This window comes from Microcystis sp. M109S1 (assembly GCF_020247025.1).
GTDB lineage: Bacteria > Cyanobacteriota > Cyanobacteriia > Cyanobacteriales > Microcystaceae > Microcystis.
In genome coordinates this window covers 1-17,184 of sequence record NZ_JADBRW010000102.1, presented here as the reverse complement: position 1 = coordinate 17,184, position 17,184 = coordinate 1, and the positions used below count along the sequence as shown (strand labels likewise).

The following is a 17,184-nucleotide window of genomic DNA, read 5'->3' as shown; positions in this document are numbered from 1 at the left end:
TGTCTCTTATGCAGACTTTCGAGTTCAAGGGTTCAACTCAATCGAGCCATTCACTACCGCCCACTCAGGGGATTCAAACCAATTTTATTTTAACATAAAGCCGTCCTAAAAGGACGGGGCTTTAACCCAAAATTTTGGTAAGATATCTTCAGTTTGAATTGTTTAGGCTCGCAATCCTAGATGAGAATAAATTTCGGTAGCTTTTGCGGCAATCTCAGGAAATTAACGGTTAACTATATGAATTCTGCTAAAATTATCGCCATTATCACGGGAGCAATTTCGATTTTAATCGCCGTTGCCTATTTAATCCTAGTCCAGATTCTCGACTTTCGTAGCGAGATGATTCCCGCTCCCCTAGAAGTTATTTTTCCCGGATGATAAAAATCGGGGTTGAAAATGTTTCAACCCCAGAAAAAGCAATTTTTGAGCCGATTAACCCACTGATTGTAATACTAAATCCGGTTATTAAAAACTGATTATTTATTGCCTATTGCCTGTAAAGTGGCGGGTTGCATCAAAAGAGTTCCTCTGCCCTTATTGCCGGGGTCGTCTTTGCCAAGCAACAACTAATTTAATTTCCTCATAACTATAATTATCTCCCAGATTTTCTTTAAGAGTTTTCAGGGATCGATCGCCCACTTTTTTGATCACTAAACGAATATATTCCTGTTTATTTTTAGAGACTAACTGATTAATATCAATTTCGTAACCCGCTTCCAGCAATTTAGCTAAATGTTCATAGATTGTTGAGACTTTTAAGCTTCTTTTGCGAGCGATTTCTTCCGCATTCAACCCATCTTGATAGTATTGGAGAGTGAGCAATTGAGTAGAGGGAAGACTATCCTGACAAAAATCATTAATTGCCGCTATAAATATATCCCCATACTGTTGTACTTTACTGTGTACTACTCCAGAAATTTGACGAAACTCCCCTAAACTCCGGGGTTTTGATTGGGCCATCAAACGCAGACTAGAATCATGGAAAATAACGTAGGGAGGAACCCCTTGACTATCGGCAATTTTTTTCCGCAGTTGCCGCAAGCGATCGAATAATAAATCACTTTCCAGCGTATTGGGATTGTCGTCTCCCAAGATTTGACCGTTAGCTTTTTGGGGGACGGCAATAAACACGGAACGTTGTTTCCGCATCACTTCCCAACTGTGTTGATTAAGTTTCAAGATTCTAAAATCGTCTTCAGTTTCTACTAATAGATTTTGCTGGACAAGGGAACGACTTAAACGTTTCCACTCCTCCACAGTTTTATCTTTACCGATGCCATAAGTAGATAATAAATGATGTTGATATTGGGTGATTCTTTCACCTTTTCCTCCCCTCAGTACGTTGATTATGTGCATCATACCGAATTTCTGTCCCGTCCGCGCCACACAGGATAAAAATTTTTGTGCTTCGATCGTCCAATCCTGGTTATTTGTACCATTCCGACAGTTATCACAGTTACCACAGTTACCCGCAAAACTTTCTCCAAAGTAACCTAGTACGCTCGATCTTCTACATTCAGTCCCTTCAGCATAATCTAACACCTGTCGCAATTGTTGACGAGCTTTCTGTTGTTCATTTTGCTCGGTTTTTTGGTTAATAAAATACTCAATTTTTCTGGCATCTGCAAAGCTAAAAAAGAGGGTACATTTAGCTGGTTCTCCGTCCCTACCCGCACGGCCAGATTCTTGATAATATCCCTCTAAATTGCGGGGTAAATCGTAATGAATGACAAAGCGCACATCGGGTTTATTAATCCCCATACCGAAGGCAATTGTCGCCACCATAATCTGCACATCATCCCGAATAAAACGGGTTTGATTTTTACTTCTTTCCCGATCCTCCATACCGGCGTGATAGGGTAGGGCATTAATACCATCTTTTTGTAACTGTTCTGCAACTTTATCGACGGTTTTGCGGCTGATACAGTAAACTATTCCTGCTCCTTTTTGTCCTTTAATATATTGATACAATTGCTGATAAGATTTACTGGTTTTAGGTTGAACTTCATAATAAAGATTAGGACGATTAAAACTAGCAATATGAATGGAAGTATCTCGCAATCCTAATTGTTGGATAATATCTTCTCTAACCTGTTGGGTAGCGGTGGCAGTTAAAGCCAAAATTGGCACGGAGGGAAAGCGTTGACGAACTTGTTTAATTTGTCGATATTCAGGTCGGAAATCATGACCCCAATCGGAGACACAGTGAGCTTCATCCACTGCTAAACAGGCTAAACCGAGGTAATTATCAATAACAGCTAAAAAGTCTAAAAAACTAGGCGATAATAATCTTTCTGGGGCGACATATAACAGTTTAATTTTTCCTTGCAGGATTAAAGATTCTCTTTCTCTGACTTGTTTAGCGTTTAAAGTGCTATTGAGAAATGTTGCCCCGATGCCATTATCAGCTAAAGCAGTTACCTGATCCTGCATTAAAGCAATTAGGGGAGAAACCACCACCGTCACCCCTTTTTTGATTAAAGCGGGTAGCTGAAAACAGAGAGATTTACCGCCTCCGGTAGGCATAATTACTAATAAATCCTGATTGTTTAAAGCAGCCTCAATTATTTGGCGTTGATTCGGTCGAAATTGATCGTAGCCAAAGTGATATTTTAAGGCTTTTTCTAAAGAGTCAATTGCAGCCATTGAACAAGGGGAAAAATATTTTTATAGTAGTTATTTTAAGGTTAGGGATTTAAGTAATCAGTAGTCAGTAATCAGCGATCGGTAAAAAGAAAGCTGATAGCCAAAACAACTGACTTTAAGATTGTCTCACCTGATCGGGAACACCAACAAAGGAGAGATTGGCTAATTTTTTCAGATTTTGACAGCGCAATAACTCGTTAAAATTGAGACTCGATCGCCCCTCAATTTCAGCTATAGTCTCAATAGCCGATAATAAACCCTTAGCGGCCTCGGTTTCCGTGTAACCGCGTCTAACGGCCACTTTTAGGGCCGCTTCATCTGCGTCTAATTCCCGTTGGGGGCTGCGTTTTTCCCGCCAAATCCGGTTAATTGCCAAGGCAGTTAAACCCCCTGCTACTGCCATACCGACGGCATCGGTTTGCAGGGTTTCCACGGTTAAACCGATGATACCAGCTAGAGCAATTACTCGATCGAGATCGGGTTTAAACCATTTTACTGCCGTTAAAACAGAGACGGCCCGTAACAAGACTAGATCCCGTTGGGGTCTTGATAATTGCCGCCAGAGGTCAAAATTAATTTGAATTGGTCTGACCCCTCTTTGCCAAGGTAGGGGAAAATTAGTTTCGATTACCTTGGTGCTTTCGGGTTTGCTGACAATGCGCGTCATCATCCGTCCCGAAGCAGGCATGAGGTCTAGTAAATGACTAATCTCGTTGTCTTGGTTCATCGATCGCCAGCCAATAGTCTTCGATCATTGAGTATAATCGCTTTCTGAGCTAATATCTCTTTTCCGACAATTTTCTCAAAGTTGAGTTTTGTTAAGATAGAAAAAACGCCGGGGTTTGCCGACGGAAGGGACAAGGGGAGCAAAAATCGCTTCTCCCTACTCTGCTATACCTTTTCCACAGGATTTAGTATTCAATTTTGCACGATTAATTATAAGCTAACTAGGAGAATTTTTATGCCAAGTAAAATAAAAACTTGCCCCTTCACCTGAGCGGGATTCTATCCAAATTCTCTCTCCTTGATTATCAAGAATTTTTTTGACAATTGATAGACCTATGTCTGTATTTTCGGTTTGATCTCGCTCAAAAATTTTTCCTTGATATTCGGGAGCGATACCCGGTCTATTAACTGACAACTGATAACTGCTATAAACCACCCCAAACTAATCGGGCTGCCCAAAAGGGAATTAACAAAAATAAAGCGATAAAATCAGCCCATCTTAACTTTAATTCGTGCCAGCGTACTTGATGCTGATTGGGACTGGTAAAACCGCGAACCTCCATAGCGATCGCTATTTGTTCGGCGCGCAAAAGCAAATTATCTAGTAATTTTTCCACTACTGTTAACCAGACGTTTAAACTCTTTTTAATCCCTAATTTTTGCCAATCGATCGCCCTAGTTCGCACTGCCCTAGCTAGATTTTGGACTTCTTCTAAAACCAGAGGAATAAAGCGCAAAGAGAGGGTCAGAGTCAGAGAAATTTCCGTCACCGGCACATTAAATCGCCGTAAAGGACTCATTAAATTCTCTAAACCTTCGGTAATTTCTTCCGGGGCTGTCGTCAACAAAAAGAGATTAGTGCTATAAATTAAAGTAAAAACTAAGGTACTAATTCTCACTGCTAATTCCAAAGAACGTCGGGTAACAAATAAACGACCTCTATCCCATAAAACATACTGATAATCACTTGCTGGCGGTAAATTAAGCCCTTCATCGGGTAAACGCGGCTGAATACTCACCGCTAAACCATCGGGAGTGATAGCAGTAATCAGAAAGACGATAATCGCTAAAAATATCAGCCAGCCCATCTGTTGCCGCCAGACGCGGGGGGGAATAGGTGCAAGCAGGGTTAACAACATTAACAATCCCACCAAAGCTAAACGCCACCAAGCATTAGCTAATAAAGGTGCTGCTAAAAAAGTCATTAACCAGATAAATTTTACCCTGGCATCTAGTTGATGTAGTCGGGTAATCGGTTGATCGAGATAAAGACCGATGGGCAAACTTCGCAATAAATCCATAAATTAGACCTTGGTGGCTCTATTAACCGTTTTTTCCACTTCTCGCGCCGGTTTGCCGCGCCAGATTAAGCGGATCGGGGTTCCTTTAAAGCCTAACTGTTGCCGGAATTGCCCTTCGATGTAACGGCGATAGTTATCATTAAAGCGCTGGGGATCGTTAACGAAAAGGGCGATCGTGGGGGGTTGACTCGACACTTGCGTGCCATAGTATAGTTTCCCCTGTTTTCCGCCCCTGGTGGTGGGGGGATTGTGCCACTTCACCGCATCTTCGATCACATCGTTGATTACCGAGGTACTGACGCGACGACGGTGAGATTCGGCGGCAATATCGACTAATTCGAGGATTTTGGTGACTCTTTGCCCCGTCATGGCGCTGACAAAGATCATTTCTGCCCAATCCATAAAATACAGCCGATCTTGGAGCATTTTGGTATAAGTATTGATAGTGTAGGTGTCTTTCTCCACCGCATCCCATTTATTGACTACTAGCACCACCGCGCGCCCTTCTTCAATGATTCGTCCTGCCAATTTTAAATCCTGTTCAGTGACACCATCTAGCACATCGATGACGAATAGTACCACATCAGACCGGCGAATTGCCTTAAAAGCACGGTTAATACTGAAAAATTCGGCTCCATAGTCCACATTCTTCTTACGGCGAATGCCAGCGGTGTCAATTAACCGATAAACCTGTCCTTCTCGTTCAATTAAAGTATCGATCGAGTCTCTAGTGGTTCCCGAAATCGGACTAACGATCGCCCGTTGTTGTCCGGTTAAAGCATTGAGGAGACTAGATTTACCCACGTTAGGACGACCGATAATTGCCACTTTAATTTCTTCATTTTCGGGAATTTCCGCCGCGGGTGGCAAATATTTAATCACCGCATCGAGTAGTTCTCCTGTACCAGAGCCGTGAATGGCCGAGATGGGGAAGGGTTCACCGATGGCTAATTCCCAGAATTCCGTCGCTTGCAGGATACCCTGTTCCACCGATTCACATTTATTGACGGCCAAAAGTATCGGTACATTTTGCTGTCGTAACCAAGCGGCAATTTCTCGATCGCCGGCGGTAATTCCCCCTTGCCCATCGACGACAAAAATCGCCACACTTGCCTCTGCTAGGGCGATTAAAGCCTGTTCGCGGATTAAAGGGAGAAATTCGCTGTCATCGTTAAAAACTAGCCCCCCTGTATCGACAATTTGAAAATCTCGATCGCACCAGAAAGCTGGTTGATAGGTGCGATCTCTGGTAATCCCGGGTTGATCGAAAACGATCGCCTGTTGATCTCCAGCGATACGATTGACGAGGGTGGATTTGCCCACATTGGGACGACCGATAATAGCGACGACAGGCAGTTTCATAAAGGGAGGAGGGGACGGAAATTAAAGACCCAATATTCTATCATAGCGATTTGCGATCGAACTTGGTTGATTGATAGCGTTTCTCATAAGTGTGTAAACGTTTAGGCAGCAAATAGGGAGCCAAATGCCTGAAATCACCGACTAACAAGGTCTTTAGTCCCTTGTGCCAAGGCAAGGGTCAATCCTAACCAACCTTATAACTGTTGAGAAGGGAGAAAAAGCTGACGGCTAAAATAACTGATCACTGCCTTTTTCTAGGATTGAGAATCAGAATCCACCTCTGTCTTCACTTCGGGGATAATATCGGGTCTTTGGGCATCTTCCCAACCGACCGGGCGTTTAGAATTGTACCAAGCGATCGAACCGATGGTGACAGCAGCGAGAAAACCGACCACATAAACTGCTACAAAATAAACGGGGAATTTGCCACTGGCCACTTCTAGGAGTAGATACATAATTTTTTCACGATTAAGCTTTTAATTTGTATATCTTAACAGAATCGGCCTCCTCATCCCTATTCTCGATCGCTACTGGTCCACCAACCGGAAGGCAGCCAAATACCGCCATGAAAAGCTATTTTTGCTGGTGTCATCATATATCCCCAAGCTTCGCCGATCAATTCTCGCTCTAGATTATAAATAGGAATTCTGCGACGCTGATACTCGTTTTCTTCTGGATATCTGCCGGGTTGATAATCTTCCAAACCATCCAAAAGCCCAATATCATAATCTGCGTTAAAAGTCAATAAAATTCCCTTCACCCAGCCATCCCCCTCGGTCAGTCCGGGATAACCGAGGGCGGTAAGATGGTATAAATGCCCCTTTGTGTAGGCGGTTTTAGAGTTGATCACTTTTCCCGCACAGTAGGCAGAATAGTTACTCTCCTTAGGTTTCAGTGTTCCATAAACAAAAACTTCCATCATCGGTCCAATTGTGCCGCTACTCCTCCTAATAGGATATCGCGAACAAATTGACTGGCTAAAAGTTCGTGGGGAAAACCAAGGGAAATGGCGCTGATATTATCGAGTCGTTGCAGTTGTTCCCCAGTCAGGTTAAAATCCACACAGGCTAAATTATCCTGCAATTGGGACAATTTTCGAGCGCCAATGATAGGAATTAGGGAGTTAGGGCGATTTCTTAGCCAATTTAATGCCACTTGTGCCGGTGATTTCTCAATTTCTCTGGCAATCTCTAGGACAGTCTCGGCAATTTTTAAATCGCGATCAAAAATTTGAAAAGGTTGGTCGGTCATGCTTAAACGTCCATCGACGGGGTTGGGTTGATTATATTTTCCTGTTAAAACTCCTCCTCCCAGGGGACTCCAAGCTGTCACCCCGATATTTAATGCTTTGGCCATGGGCAATAATTCCCGTTCGGGGGTGCGTTCCTTGAGAGAATATTCTATTTGTAGTCCGATAAAGGGTGTCCATCCCCGCAGGGTGGCCAGGGTGTTCCCTTGGGAGACAATCCAAGCAGGACTGTCAGAAATGCCGATATAAAGCACTTTTCCCATCCTGACCAAATCATCGAAAGCGCGCATCACTTCTTCGATAGGAGTGAGAGAGTCCCAAAGATGAAGCCAGAGTAAATCGATGTAATCAGTACCTAAACGCTTTAAACTAGCTTCTACCGCTTGAAAGAGGTTTTTTCGATGATTTCCGCAAGCATTGACATCGCCGGGGCGCGTGTTGAGAGAATATTTCGTGGCGATTACCCATTTTTCTCGATCGCCCTTGACAAATTCCCCCACTAATGTTTCACTGGTTCCGTTAGTGTAGAGATTAGCAGTATCGAGAAAATTGCCGCCCGCTTCCGCAAAAGCCCGAAAAACCGCCCGACTTTCCTCTTTATCCGCTCCCCAACCCCAATCTTGCCCGAATGTCATCGTTCCTAGACATAGTTCCGAAACTCGCAGACCACTATTACCTAAAAGTTTGTAACGCATAATTAACTAAAATTTTGAATAAGAAGTTAATTATAATTGAATTTGATCGACATTTTTGCTAAGTACATTTGGTACAATTTTGACAAGTTAACCCTGGCCTTATTGGTTAATCATTTTAGATGTGTAATCAATTTTGCTTAGGTACTTAGCAGACTCAGGCTATTTAGAAACAGCCCAAGAACGCACTTCACCTAAAGTTACAGGAGTGCGATCGCTAACATCAATGGTAAAGCGAAATACTCGTTTAGCTCGCAGACCATTTTCGGGATCGAAGAATTTTAATTTCACATCCCAGCATTCACTTCCGTAGCGACAGAAGGGGCTTTTTTCTACTTCAATACTGTGTAATTCCATTCCCATTGCTACTGCTTGGGAGAAGGTTTGTACAGCTTGAAAAGCGTTAGTAGCCGCAAAATTTAAAGCGCGATCGCGTGCTATTTGTCCTAAATTTCGTAAGTCATAATAAATGCGATTCAAGAAACTGGTCAGAGAACGCCGCATCCTCGCTTCATCGGCGATTTCATGTTCCGCGCTAACAGTTTCTATCGCTGATTCAATCAAAGTATTAACTTTCCAGCCATACATTCCTCGCGGACTATTAACTTTGATGACCGGAACAATTTGACCAGAAAATAGTTTCACAGTTTCATCGGTAAGAATGCCCGGAATACTCACTCTTTCAACATAATCTTCGTCAGCTTCTGGCAATATTTGACCCGCTAACATATATTGCATGACTTGATAAATCTCAGCGGCAAAAGCTCCCACTGGTTTAATTGCATAGATGGGAGTTAGTTCTAAATTAACTGTCCAAATTAAAGACTTAGTTTCTGATAGATTACTTTCTAAATAATCTACCATTTGTCGTGCATCGTAGGGATTGGATGGTAATTCAATATTATCGATCGTGATGGTTGGCATTAACTGTTTAAAAGTATCCCGACGCGCTTCTGTTCCGAAATCATAACCTAAAGTTCCTAACACATAAACGAGGTTTGAGCGTTGACTAGGAACAACATTATTTAGGACAATATTGTTATGTGCTTGATGATTTTTTATTAATCCAGTTGAGGAAATATTTTCTGAAGCATTGCTAGGAGCGATCGCTGGTTGTCTTGTTGCTGCTGTTGAAATGGTTGCAGTTATTCCCTGATTCGCTATCTCGGTTGAACAAGAGGGAATAACCGAGGTTGTCACTGTCACTGGAATTACCGTCGATTCTATGATATTATTCGACGAATTGTTATCCGCTTCAACAGTTTGTAATTTCTCTCCTGTCAGCAATTCATAAGCTCCAGAGATGTTGATTTTTCCTAACAGACAGCGTTCTGGTTCTTCTACTTCATTAGGATCACAGGGAATGGCACTATTAGTCAAGGCGGCTCTTACTGCTTCCGCATCAGGAGATAAACCCTGTTCTAATTGTAAACTCATTAATAAAGCGGCCGTTCCTGTCACAATTGGAGCAGCGCAGCTAGTCCCTTTTTTGCGGATAGGGTCATCAGTTCCGGGTTGAGATCCTAGAATATTCTCTCCGGGAGCAAGAATCCCTTGAGTCGCATATTTACCACCAAAATTACTGAATTTAAATGGCTCTCCTGTATCTTTCATCGCTCCTACTGTCAGGACATTTTCTAATACCGCAGGAATGCACCAACACTCTCCTTTATCATTACCACCAGGAGCAATAACGAGTATATTATTATCCTGTGCTTGACGAATCGCTTTATCAATAAATTCGTGAGCTAATCCGCTTTGAGTTGGGTGACAAGCGGCACAATGAATAATATTCACTCCCTGTTCAATTGCGTTACTAATCGCCCGGGAAAGATTGAGAGGATTGATAAAATCTTCATTCCCATAAGCAATGGGAATATTAATCACCGTTGCGTTAGGAGCAATCCCTTCTACCGGTGAATCTGGCTGTCCACAAATGGTGCTGATAATATGGTTAGCATGGAAGCGCAAATGCAAACTGTGGCGGATATTTTCATCTGGAATCGCCTCCTTAAACATTTCCTCTTTTTCTTCATCACTTTTGCCACTTTTTTCTACATCTAAAAAGGCTTGTAAGTGTTGGGGATCGATGGGAAATTCTTCGGACCAATAAGGATTAATACGGGTAATATTTGCTCCTTGAAAACAGGCTCGATCTAAGTCAACTGGTCCATCAAGAACGGCGATTTTGATGCGTGGATCGCCTTTGGTATGGGAGCGAAGAGCGGTCATTCCGGGGATAGCATTGAGATCAGGCATAGTTTGTACAGATTTTCAAGAACAGTTATAGAATAAAAGCTAGATAACAAAAATAGGGGAATTAAAGATGAGTTCAATCACCCAAACGGTACAATCCTCAACCACAATTCAGGAACCTTCTGCAACGGTGTATTGCGATTCCCCTTTACCCGACCACACCCAACTCCCCGATAAAGATGGAAGTTTTGTGAAAAACTATCAAGAGCCTCCCCAAGCAGACCTTTTAACGGATACTATTACACCCCTTTTAGAACAATTACATCCTGATGGTAATTACTGCCTAGGTCGAGATTGTGGGATTTATTGGCGATTGCCAGAGCATCCAGAATCTCTAGAAAAGGGTGCTGTTGCTCCCGATTGGTTTTATGTTCCCCATGTCCCCACGACTATTGATGGTCAAGTTCGCCGTTCCTTTGTGATGTGGAAAGAAACCATTGAACCGGTTATTGCCTTAGAATTTGTCTCTGGCAATGGTGAAGAAGAACGGGATAAAACGCCTGTTAAGGGTAAATTTTGGATCTATGAGCGAGCGATTCAAATTCCTTTTTATGGAATTTATGAAGTTAACAAGGCCCAGATCGAGATGTATCAGTTAGTTAATGGTCGTTACCAAAAAATGACTCCTAATCAGCGCGGTCATTATCCTATTGTTCCTTTAAAGGTAGAGTTAGGAATTTGGCAAGGAGAATACCAAAATCAATTCTTTCCCTGGCTTCGCTGGTGGGATGGGGAAGGTAACTTGTTGTTAACTTCCCAGGAATCTACTGAACAGGAACGACAACGAGCCGAACAGGAACGACAACGAGCCGAGCGGGAACGACAACGAGCCGAGCGCCTAGCGGAACAGTTAAGGGCATTAGGGATAGAACCTGAAGATTAAGGGAAGGTGTTTAACACCAAATTCGACCCCGACGAAACGGCGGATCATTGGGATTCGCCTTGCGGTCTTGGAACATCAATTTCCAGCGTCCGTAATCTTCTAACCCAGTTGCGGGAATATATTTAGCTTTAGGTTGAGTTGTTTCCTGTGGTTGAATGTTGGATTTTTTTGTTTCTGGTTGCTCAACATTCGGATTGGTTTCTGATTGCTTAGAACTTTTAGAGTTAGCCATTGTTTGATTTCCTCCAGTGTTTTTTGTTAGGTTTTAGAAGTCGAGACTAATAACGAAAACCGCCAAAAGAGGACATTTTTAGATAGCCATAGTGAGGGTATTGAAATTGTGCCGGATCGTTGTAGTTAGCCCCATGAACTAACTTAACCAAGATAGATACTAAATCTTCCCCATCGCCATGAACAATATCAACACATTCGTGGGGATGAATAAAATGGGGACGTTTGACGGGAGCAGACTGTTTGGGAAGTCTCATGGTTGTTTTGGGGTAAATAGATAGAGTTTAGGGGAGAGGACTAATAAGGAGAAGACCAGGAACGAACCTCGCCCAAGGTGACAGGAATTAAGTCACTCACATCTATAGTAAAACGGAAGACTTTACGAGCGCGGCGGCTATTTTCCGGGTCGAAGAATTTTAACTGTACATCCCAACAATCGCTATCCAGCCGACAGAAAGGACTCTTAGAAACATTAATACTATCTAACTCCATCCCAGCACCCACAGCCTCAGAAAAAGTTTGCGCTGCTTGGAAAGCATTGGTCGCGGCAAAATTGAGGGCGCGGTCTTGGGAAGTTTGCCCTAAATTGCGTAAATCGTAGTAGATGCGGTTGAGGAAACTACTCAGAGTGCGGCGCATTTGGCTTTCTTGGGCTTCTGTTTGTTCTGCACCAACAGCTTCTATTGCCGCACTGACTAAAGTGTTAACGTGCCAACCATAAATTCCCCGGGGGCTATCCGGTTCAATGACGGGAACAACTTGTCCTGAGAACAGGCGTACTGTGCGCCCAGTAATCCGTCCCGGAATACTGACACGCTGGATATATTCGGGGCTGTCTTCCGCTTGCACTTGTCCCGAAAGCAGTTCCTGTAAAGCCGAATAAACTTCGCGGGAAAAAGAGCCGAGGGGTTCAATGGCGTAAATTGGGGTAAGTTCCAGGTTCAGGGTCCAGATTAAGGATTTGGCTTCTGAGAGGTTATCGGCTAAATAATCCACCATCTGGCGGGCATCGTAGGGGTTAGAGGGAACTTCAATCCCTCCAATTACGGCGGTGGGCATCAGTTGTTTAAATGTGTCCCGACGGGCTTCTGTACCGAAATCATAGCCCAAAGTGCCAATGGCATAGACGATTCCACCAGCGGGTTCAGCAGCTTGGCTAGGGGTGACAGATTTAGTGGTAGTTTCAGGCATGGATACTCCTTGAGAGGTTGTTACAGGGTTGGGAATTTGGGCGGCAACAACGGGGATTGCCGGTGCGCTGGTTGCGGCACTCAGTTCGAGATTTTGGCGTTGAACCTCGGTGGTTTCAGGTGTACCACCGCAGCCGCAGCCGGAAGCTTCTACTGTTGCTTGGGTTTCTATGGTTTCGGACATGGTTTCTCCGGTTAGGTGTTTAATTGCCCCCGAAATGTTCAACAGGCCGGCTAAACATTTTGGTTCGTTTTCACTGTTTGTCAAGGGACAGGGAAGGGCGCTTTTTAGTAGTGCTTCCCTGACTGCGTGGGGATTAGGTGTTTCTCCCCGCTGCACTTGCAAACTGAGTAATAAAGCCGCTACTCCTGCTACGATGGGCGCAGCGAAGCTAGTGCCACTCATTTGTATTGTCCCGCCGCCCGGTTTTGCCCCTAAGATATTTTCTCCAGGGGCAAGGATGCCTTGATTTTGGTAGGTTTCCCCCCAATTACTAAAGTCGAGGGGATGCCCTCTAGCATCAACAGCACCCACTGCTAGGACAGCAGGAAGGGCGGCTGGAACATGGAGGCACTCGCAACCATCATTTCCAGCAGCCGCAACGATAAGAATATTTCTCTGGCTACACATTTCAATGGCACGCTCTAGCCAGTCTTCTGCTTCTCCCATATCGGTGAGCGCCCCCCCACTAATACTGATAATGTGCGCTCCATTTTCGGCGGCTTGTTCAATCGCACGGGCTAAATCTAGTTGAGATAGTCGCCGTCGGTCATCGGAAAAAACTGGCACGAGTAAACCGTGACACTGAGGGGCAATTCCTTCGATTTCTGTATTAGGCTGTCCAAAAATTAAACTAGCAATATGAGTCCCATGGGTGGACATCTGCCCACTGGTTGCACCATGTAATACTAAGGTGGGCAGTCGAGTTAATTTTGCTCCCTGAAAACAGGGATGTTGAGTATCTACGACACCATCAAGAATGGCAACAGTAATCTCTGGGGAACCCTGGGTTAGTTTGTGTAATGCTTGCAATCCTGGAATCATAATTCTTATTCTGATATTTTTTTGACAAAAGATTTATGTTGGATTGTAGCTATTCCCAATTGTACAACTTCTAAAACCCTGGCTAAATTACCCGCTAATAAAGCATCTCTACCTAACCATAATCCAGGAAATATTTGAGAACATAATATTCCTTCTGCATTAGGTTCAAGTGTAACATATTTTTCGTCATTTAAGACAAACCAATCAAATTCTTCATCCAATACTCGCCAGACTAAATATTCTTGCACTTGATGGCAGCGATAAACCTTAAGCTTTTGATGCAAGTCAAGGGAGACGGTACTAGCAGCAATTTCCACGATTAATTCTGGCGCACCTTCGACATAGCCATCCTCACTAATAGTTGATTGTCCACCATTTTTAATTCTCAGCAGTGCATCGGGTTGAGGTTCATTATCAGCATCAAGGCGCACGGTACAATTGTCGCCTAATTCAATTCCTGGCGTACTTGACCAATAGTTACCTAACCAAGTGATAATACGAGCGTGAGGGTTGCCATGATTAGTAATTCTTAAGGGAGAAGCCATCAGATGAACAATTCCTTCAATGAGTTCGGCTTTTTTCAGATTTGGCATAGCATTATATCTACGCTCAAATTCACAACGAGTGAGGTTGTCGCCATTTTCTAATAGTGGAATTGCTTGAGGAGATTTTGCTACAGTGGCTATCATCTTAGTATTTCCTACTTGTCAATACATTGGTAATTTTAAGGTGAATCCAGGTAAAATTTCTTCTCCTGATAATGTTGCTGGTAATTCAATAATTTCTACAGATTGATTGGGGCGATAGATTTCTAACCTTTGGTTGGCAGGATCAATTAGCCACCCTGATTTTACACCATTTTCTCGATATTCTTGCATTTTTTCTTGTAGATATTTTAAGGGGTCGGTACGCGATCGCAATTCTATCACAAAATCTGGGCAAATTCTGGCAAATTTTTCTTGTTCTTCTATGGGTAAAGCGTGCCAGCGTTCATTGGCAATCCAAGCAACATCAGGAGAACGTTTCGCGCCATTGGGCAAGGTAAAGATAGTAGAAGAACTAAAAACTTTACCGAGTTGAGTTTGCCGATTCCAAATCACTAAATCAGCATTTAATTCTGATTCTCGATTGCCACTAATGGCTCCGATGGGAGGCATAATGATTAATTCTCCTTGGGCAGTTTGTTCGAGTCGCCAATCGTCATTAGCACAGCACAGTTGATAAAACTGTTCGTCACTTAAATTGGTGGTTTTCAGGTTTAAGATAATAGGTTCGTTGGTAATCATTATACTTTATTTTTAAAGTCAATATTTTTAGTTCTTGTTTTAGATTGATTGTCAGTTAATAGGTTTGATTGGGCAACCAAGAACGATCAAGTAATTGTTCTTGGGAGTAGGGGCATTCAGTAGGAAAAGTTACTAAATTAGTTGTTTTAATTTTAACAAAACCTAGCGCATCTTGATAGATAGAGGTTAATTCGTCTTCTAAATACTTGCGGAGATTAGTCGTGATTGTTCGTCTTAGTTGAGTAGGAAAGTTATAGATTTCTTCTTGCCGGTGAACAGCATTATATTCGGCTTCAGTTGTCCAATATTGCAGTAACAGCAAATGACGAATAATTTGCTCTAACAGACTAGCGACAGCATTTTTCTTCTCTCTACCCAAATCCTCTAACTCCTCAATTAAATTATCTAAATCTAGCTGTTGGAATTGATGATTTTTAAGTAAGTTAATAGTTTGTTCCAGCCATTGATCATCATCAACGTCATAGAGTTGTTTTAATTCATTTACTTCTATCATCAACATAAAATTTACTCCATCTTAAAGGATTTGTAATAATAAAGCCGAATATTCTCAATTCTCGTTTTTTCTAATTCTTTTTGAGTAGTACCTACCCACATATTAGGTAAAATATCTTGATGTTGATAAAAACTGTGAACTCTTTGGGCTGTATCATTAATCTTAAAATAATTGGTTAAATCTTGACGATTGTTGAGATGATAGTAAAGCACTGGGTTATTATTTGCTTTTGATAAACCCGTGAAAAACAAACTTGATCCTTGGAGAGGTTTTAAGACTGAATCAGGAAAATGTCGCCAGACTAAATTGATGGTTTCTGGTCTGAAAAAATCATCTTCTTGAAGTTCGGCATAAATTTCGATTTCACTTTTACCATTAAAGTAAAAATCAAAACCAATTAACTCAACAAATTCACTTAAATAATCACTGTCAGCAGCACCATCACTTAAAACGAAAGCAGTTTGTAGTTTTTCAGGATAATCTTTAATTCTAATGTGTATTTTTAAACTAGAATCAGCTAAATTAGTTCTTAAATCAAGTCCAGCACTGAGAACTTCTAGTTTGCTAAAGTCAAAGTTATGTCCTAAAAATTTCTGTAATAAGGAATAATCTAATTGAACACCAACTCGGTTTTCAACTTGACGAAAAAAAGCTAAAGATTGAGCTAGACATTTTTGCCATTCTTGGGACTGATCTTTAAAAAAGAGCATAAACCGTGAGGCAATGAGTTTATCTAATTCTATCTTACAGGAGGCTTCAATATCACAATTGCCTTCAACTTCCATAACAAAATCTTCAAACAGCCGCAGAGGATAACTCGGCTCAACATCAAAAGCTTGTTGATGATTACGGATAAATTGTATTCTTTGCTCTTTGAGAGAGTTTTTTTGAATCTCGGCAACTATCATGATTTCAAGATGTTAAAGGAAAAAATTATGTCAAGAAAATCTCGAAATTTACAAGCTGGTTATTCCTACCACGTCACCACACGCTGTAATAATCGTGAGTTTAAACTATCAAAGCGAGAGTGTCGGGAGGTGTTTCTTTATGCCATCAACAAGGCTTTGAGCAAATACAAGTTTAAGCTCTATGCTTTATGTATTATGTCTAACCATGTTCATTATCTGATTGAACCTGCTCAACCGCAAGATTTACCGAAAATTATGCACTTTCTTAATTGGTACACCGCGATGTGATCCCCCCGCCTTCGGCTTCCCCCCTTATCAAGGGGGGCTAGGGGGGATCGCACAGGACACTTTTGGGAAAAGCGCTATTTCTGCGATGGCTTTCCGCCTTCTGATACAGACAGGGCTTTAAATACCTTGCGCTACATCCACGGGAATCCAAAAGCAGCCAAAATGCGTTCTGGGTTCTTCTATGATTTCAGTAATTACGGCAGTTATGAACGCTTAACTGATGACGGCTTAACTCAATGGCATCCTGCTTTCTTAAAACTTGGTGACAGCTTAGAAGACTGTGCCAGAAAGTATAAAGGCTTCTGTCAGAGGTACAAACCGAAGGAGAAGACAACCCCAACCCGTTAACCCTGGGGTAGTAAGCTGTTGGCAGGGGTTCATCTCTCCTCGGCCAAGTCTTCTAGCACTTTTGAGCGAAGGAAAAAGGCAAGTGGGGAAAAACCCAACCTCTCCCCTGCTTCTCCCGCAGGTAACAGAAAGCCCTGAATTAACAAGGGTTGTACGTCAATTCATAGAGGCAAACCGCGCACCCTGGCAAGCAGAAAAAGACTTTTGACATGATTTGAAGTTCGTGCTAAGATCGGGAGCATTACTCCGCGTCGTCTCC

General features: G+C 42.5%; 20 protein-coding genes. 4 read left to right on the top strand and 16 right to left on the bottom strand.

The features are described 5' to 3' along the window. Positions 1-237: 237 nt before the first annotated feature. Positions 238-378, top strand: coding sequence for a hypothetical protein (locus IM322_RS04945; RefSeq protein WP_002760440.1), 141 nt, complete (start codon positions 238-240; stop codon positions 376-378). 156 nt (positions 379-534) lie between these two features. Here the strand turns inward: IM322_RS04945 and recQ are convergent, their stop codons facing one another. The 9 genes from recQ to IM322_RS04900 form a co-directional block, all read right to left on the bottom strand. Further along, positions 535-2,646 (bottom strand): DNA helicase RecQ, encoded by a 2,112-nt coding sequence (gene recQ, locus IM322_RS04940; protein ID WP_287675949.1) that lies wholly within the window; start codon positions 2,644-2,646, stop codon positions 535-537. Positions 2,647-2,761: 115 nt separating this feature from the next. Then, positions 2,762-3,373 carry a DUF3318 domain-containing protein gene (locus tag IM322_RS04935; protein WP_287675948.1) on the bottom strand — a complete coding sequence of 204 codons (612 nt, stop codon included), beginning with the start codon at positions 3,371-3,373 and terminating at the stop codon, positions 2,762-2,764. Between the two features lie 216 nt (positions 3,374-3,589). After that, complete coding sequence (locus IM322_RS04930) at positions 3,590-3,787, bottom strand: ATP-binding protein (RefSeq protein ID WP_287675947.1); 198 nt, start codon at positions 3,785-3,787, stop codon at positions 3,590-3,592. Between the two features lie 10 nt (positions 3,788-3,797). Further along, positions 3,798-4,673, bottom strand: a complete 876-nt coding sequence (locus IM322_RS04925) for an energy-coupling factor transporter transmembrane component T family protein (RefSeq protein ID WP_287675945.1) — start codon at positions 4,671-4,673, stop codon at positions 3,798-3,800. Between the two features lie 3 nt (positions 4,674-4,676). After that, the gene (gene der, locus IM322_RS04920) at positions 4,677-6,035 is read right to left on the bottom strand and encodes a ribosome biogenesis GTPase Der (protein ID WP_004268090.1); all 1,359 of its coding nucleotides are present in this window, start codon (positions 6,033-6,035) and stop codon (positions 4,677-4,679) included. Between the two features lie 254 nt (positions 6,036-6,289). Beyond that, positions 6,290-6,490 carry a photosystem II assembly protein Psb35 gene (gene psb35, locus IM322_RS04915; RefSeq protein ID WP_150977892.1) on the bottom strand — a complete coding sequence of 67 codons (201 nt, stop codon included), beginning with the start codon at positions 6,488-6,490 and terminating at the stop codon, positions 6,290-6,292. Positions 6,491-6,549: 59 nt separating this feature from the next. Beyond that, positions 6,550-6,957, bottom strand: a complete 408-nt coding sequence (locus IM322_RS04910; RefSeq protein WP_287675943.1) for a gamma-glutamylcyclotransferase family protein — start codon at positions 6,955-6,957, stop codon at positions 6,550-6,552. Further along, on the bottom strand, positions 6,954-7,979 hold the full coding sequence (locus IM322_RS04905; RefSeq protein WP_287675942.1) for an aldo/keto reductase: 1,026 nt from the start codon (positions 7,977-7,979) through the stop codon (positions 6,954-6,956). Before IM322_RS04905 ends, IM322_RS04910 begins: the two co-directional genes overlap by 4 nt. A gap of 159 nt (positions 7,980-8,138) precedes the next feature. Then, entirely contained in the window at positions 8,139-10,235 is a 2,097-nt protein-coding gene (locus IM322_RS04900) for a S8 family peptidase (RefSeq protein WP_287675941.1), read from the bottom strand. Between the two features lie 67 nt (positions 10,236-10,302). Between IM322_RS04900 and IM322_RS04895 the strand changes: the two genes are divergently transcribed. After that, positions 10,303-11,115 (top strand): Uma2 family endonuclease, encoded by an 813-nt coding sequence (locus tag IM322_RS04895; protein WP_287675940.1) that lies wholly within the window; start codon positions 10,303-10,305, stop codon positions 11,113-11,115. A gap of 10 nt (positions 11,116-11,125) precedes the next feature. Here IM322_RS04895 and IM322_RS04890 read toward each other — a convergent pair whose 3' ends face one another. The 7 genes from IM322_RS04890 to IM322_RS04860 are packed head-to-tail and all read right to left on the bottom strand — an operon-like array spanning position 11,126 to position 16,289. After that, positions 11,126-11,347, bottom strand: coding sequence for a cyanobactin biosynthesis PatC/TenC/TruC family protein (locus tag IM322_RS04890; RefSeq protein WP_024969137.1), 222 nt, complete (start codon positions 11,345-11,347; stop codon positions 11,126-11,128). A 46-nt stretch (positions 11,348-11,393) separates the two neighbouring features. Continuing rightward, positions 11,394-11,603 (bottom strand): cyanobactin biosynthesis system PatB/AcyB/McaB family protein, encoded by a 210-nt coding sequence (locus tag IM322_RS04885; RefSeq protein ID WP_012263826.1) that lies wholly within the window; start codon positions 11,601-11,603, stop codon positions 11,394-11,396. A 40-nt stretch (positions 11,604-11,643) separates the two neighbouring features. Next, on the bottom strand, positions 11,644-13,581 hold the full coding sequence (locus IM322_RS04880; RefSeq protein ID WP_287675939.1) for a S8 family peptidase: 1,938 nt from the start codon (positions 13,579-13,581) through the stop codon (positions 11,644-11,646). 5 nt (positions 13,582-13,586) lie between these two features. Next, complete coding sequence (locus tag IM322_RS04875; protein WP_287076980.1) at positions 13,587-14,270, bottom strand: Uma2 family endonuclease; 684 nt, start codon at positions 14,268-14,270, stop codon at positions 13,587-13,589. Between the two features lie 18 nt (positions 14,271-14,288). Next, positions 14,289-14,867 (bottom strand): Uma2 family endonuclease, encoded by a 579-nt coding sequence (locus IM322_RS04870; protein ID WP_287675938.1) that lies wholly within the window; start codon positions 14,865-14,867, stop codon positions 14,289-14,291. 55 nt (positions 14,868-14,922) lie between these two features. Beyond that, positions 14,923-15,381 carry a DUF29 domain-containing protein gene (locus IM322_RS04865; protein WP_287675950.1) on the bottom strand — a complete coding sequence of 153 codons (459 nt, stop codon included), beginning with the start codon at positions 15,379-15,381 and terminating at the stop codon, positions 14,923-14,925. A gap of 11 nt (positions 15,382-15,392) precedes the next feature. Further along, complete coding sequence (locus IM322_RS04860) at positions 15,393-16,289, bottom strand: DUF5838 family protein (RefSeq protein ID WP_287675937.1); 897 nt, start codon at positions 16,287-16,289, stop codon at positions 15,393-15,395. 27 nt (positions 16,290-16,316) lie between these two features. On the opposite strand from IM322_RS04860, the gene IM322_RS04855 reads away from it, so the two are divergent. Both IM322_RS04855 and IM322_RS04850 read left to right on the top strand, forming a co-directional pair. After that, on the top strand, positions 16,317-16,577 hold the full coding sequence (locus IM322_RS04855; RefSeq protein WP_287659168.1) for a transposase: 261 nt from the start codon (positions 16,317-16,319) through the stop codon (positions 16,575-16,577). A 162-nt stretch (positions 16,578-16,739) separates the two neighbouring features. Beyond that, positions 16,740-16,925: a hypothetical protein gene (locus tag IM322_RS04850; RefSeq protein ID WP_287675936.1), complete on the top strand. Its 186-nt coding sequence runs from the start codon at positions 16,740-16,742 to the stop codon at positions 16,923-16,925. Positions 16,926-17,184 lie beyond the last annotated feature (259 nt).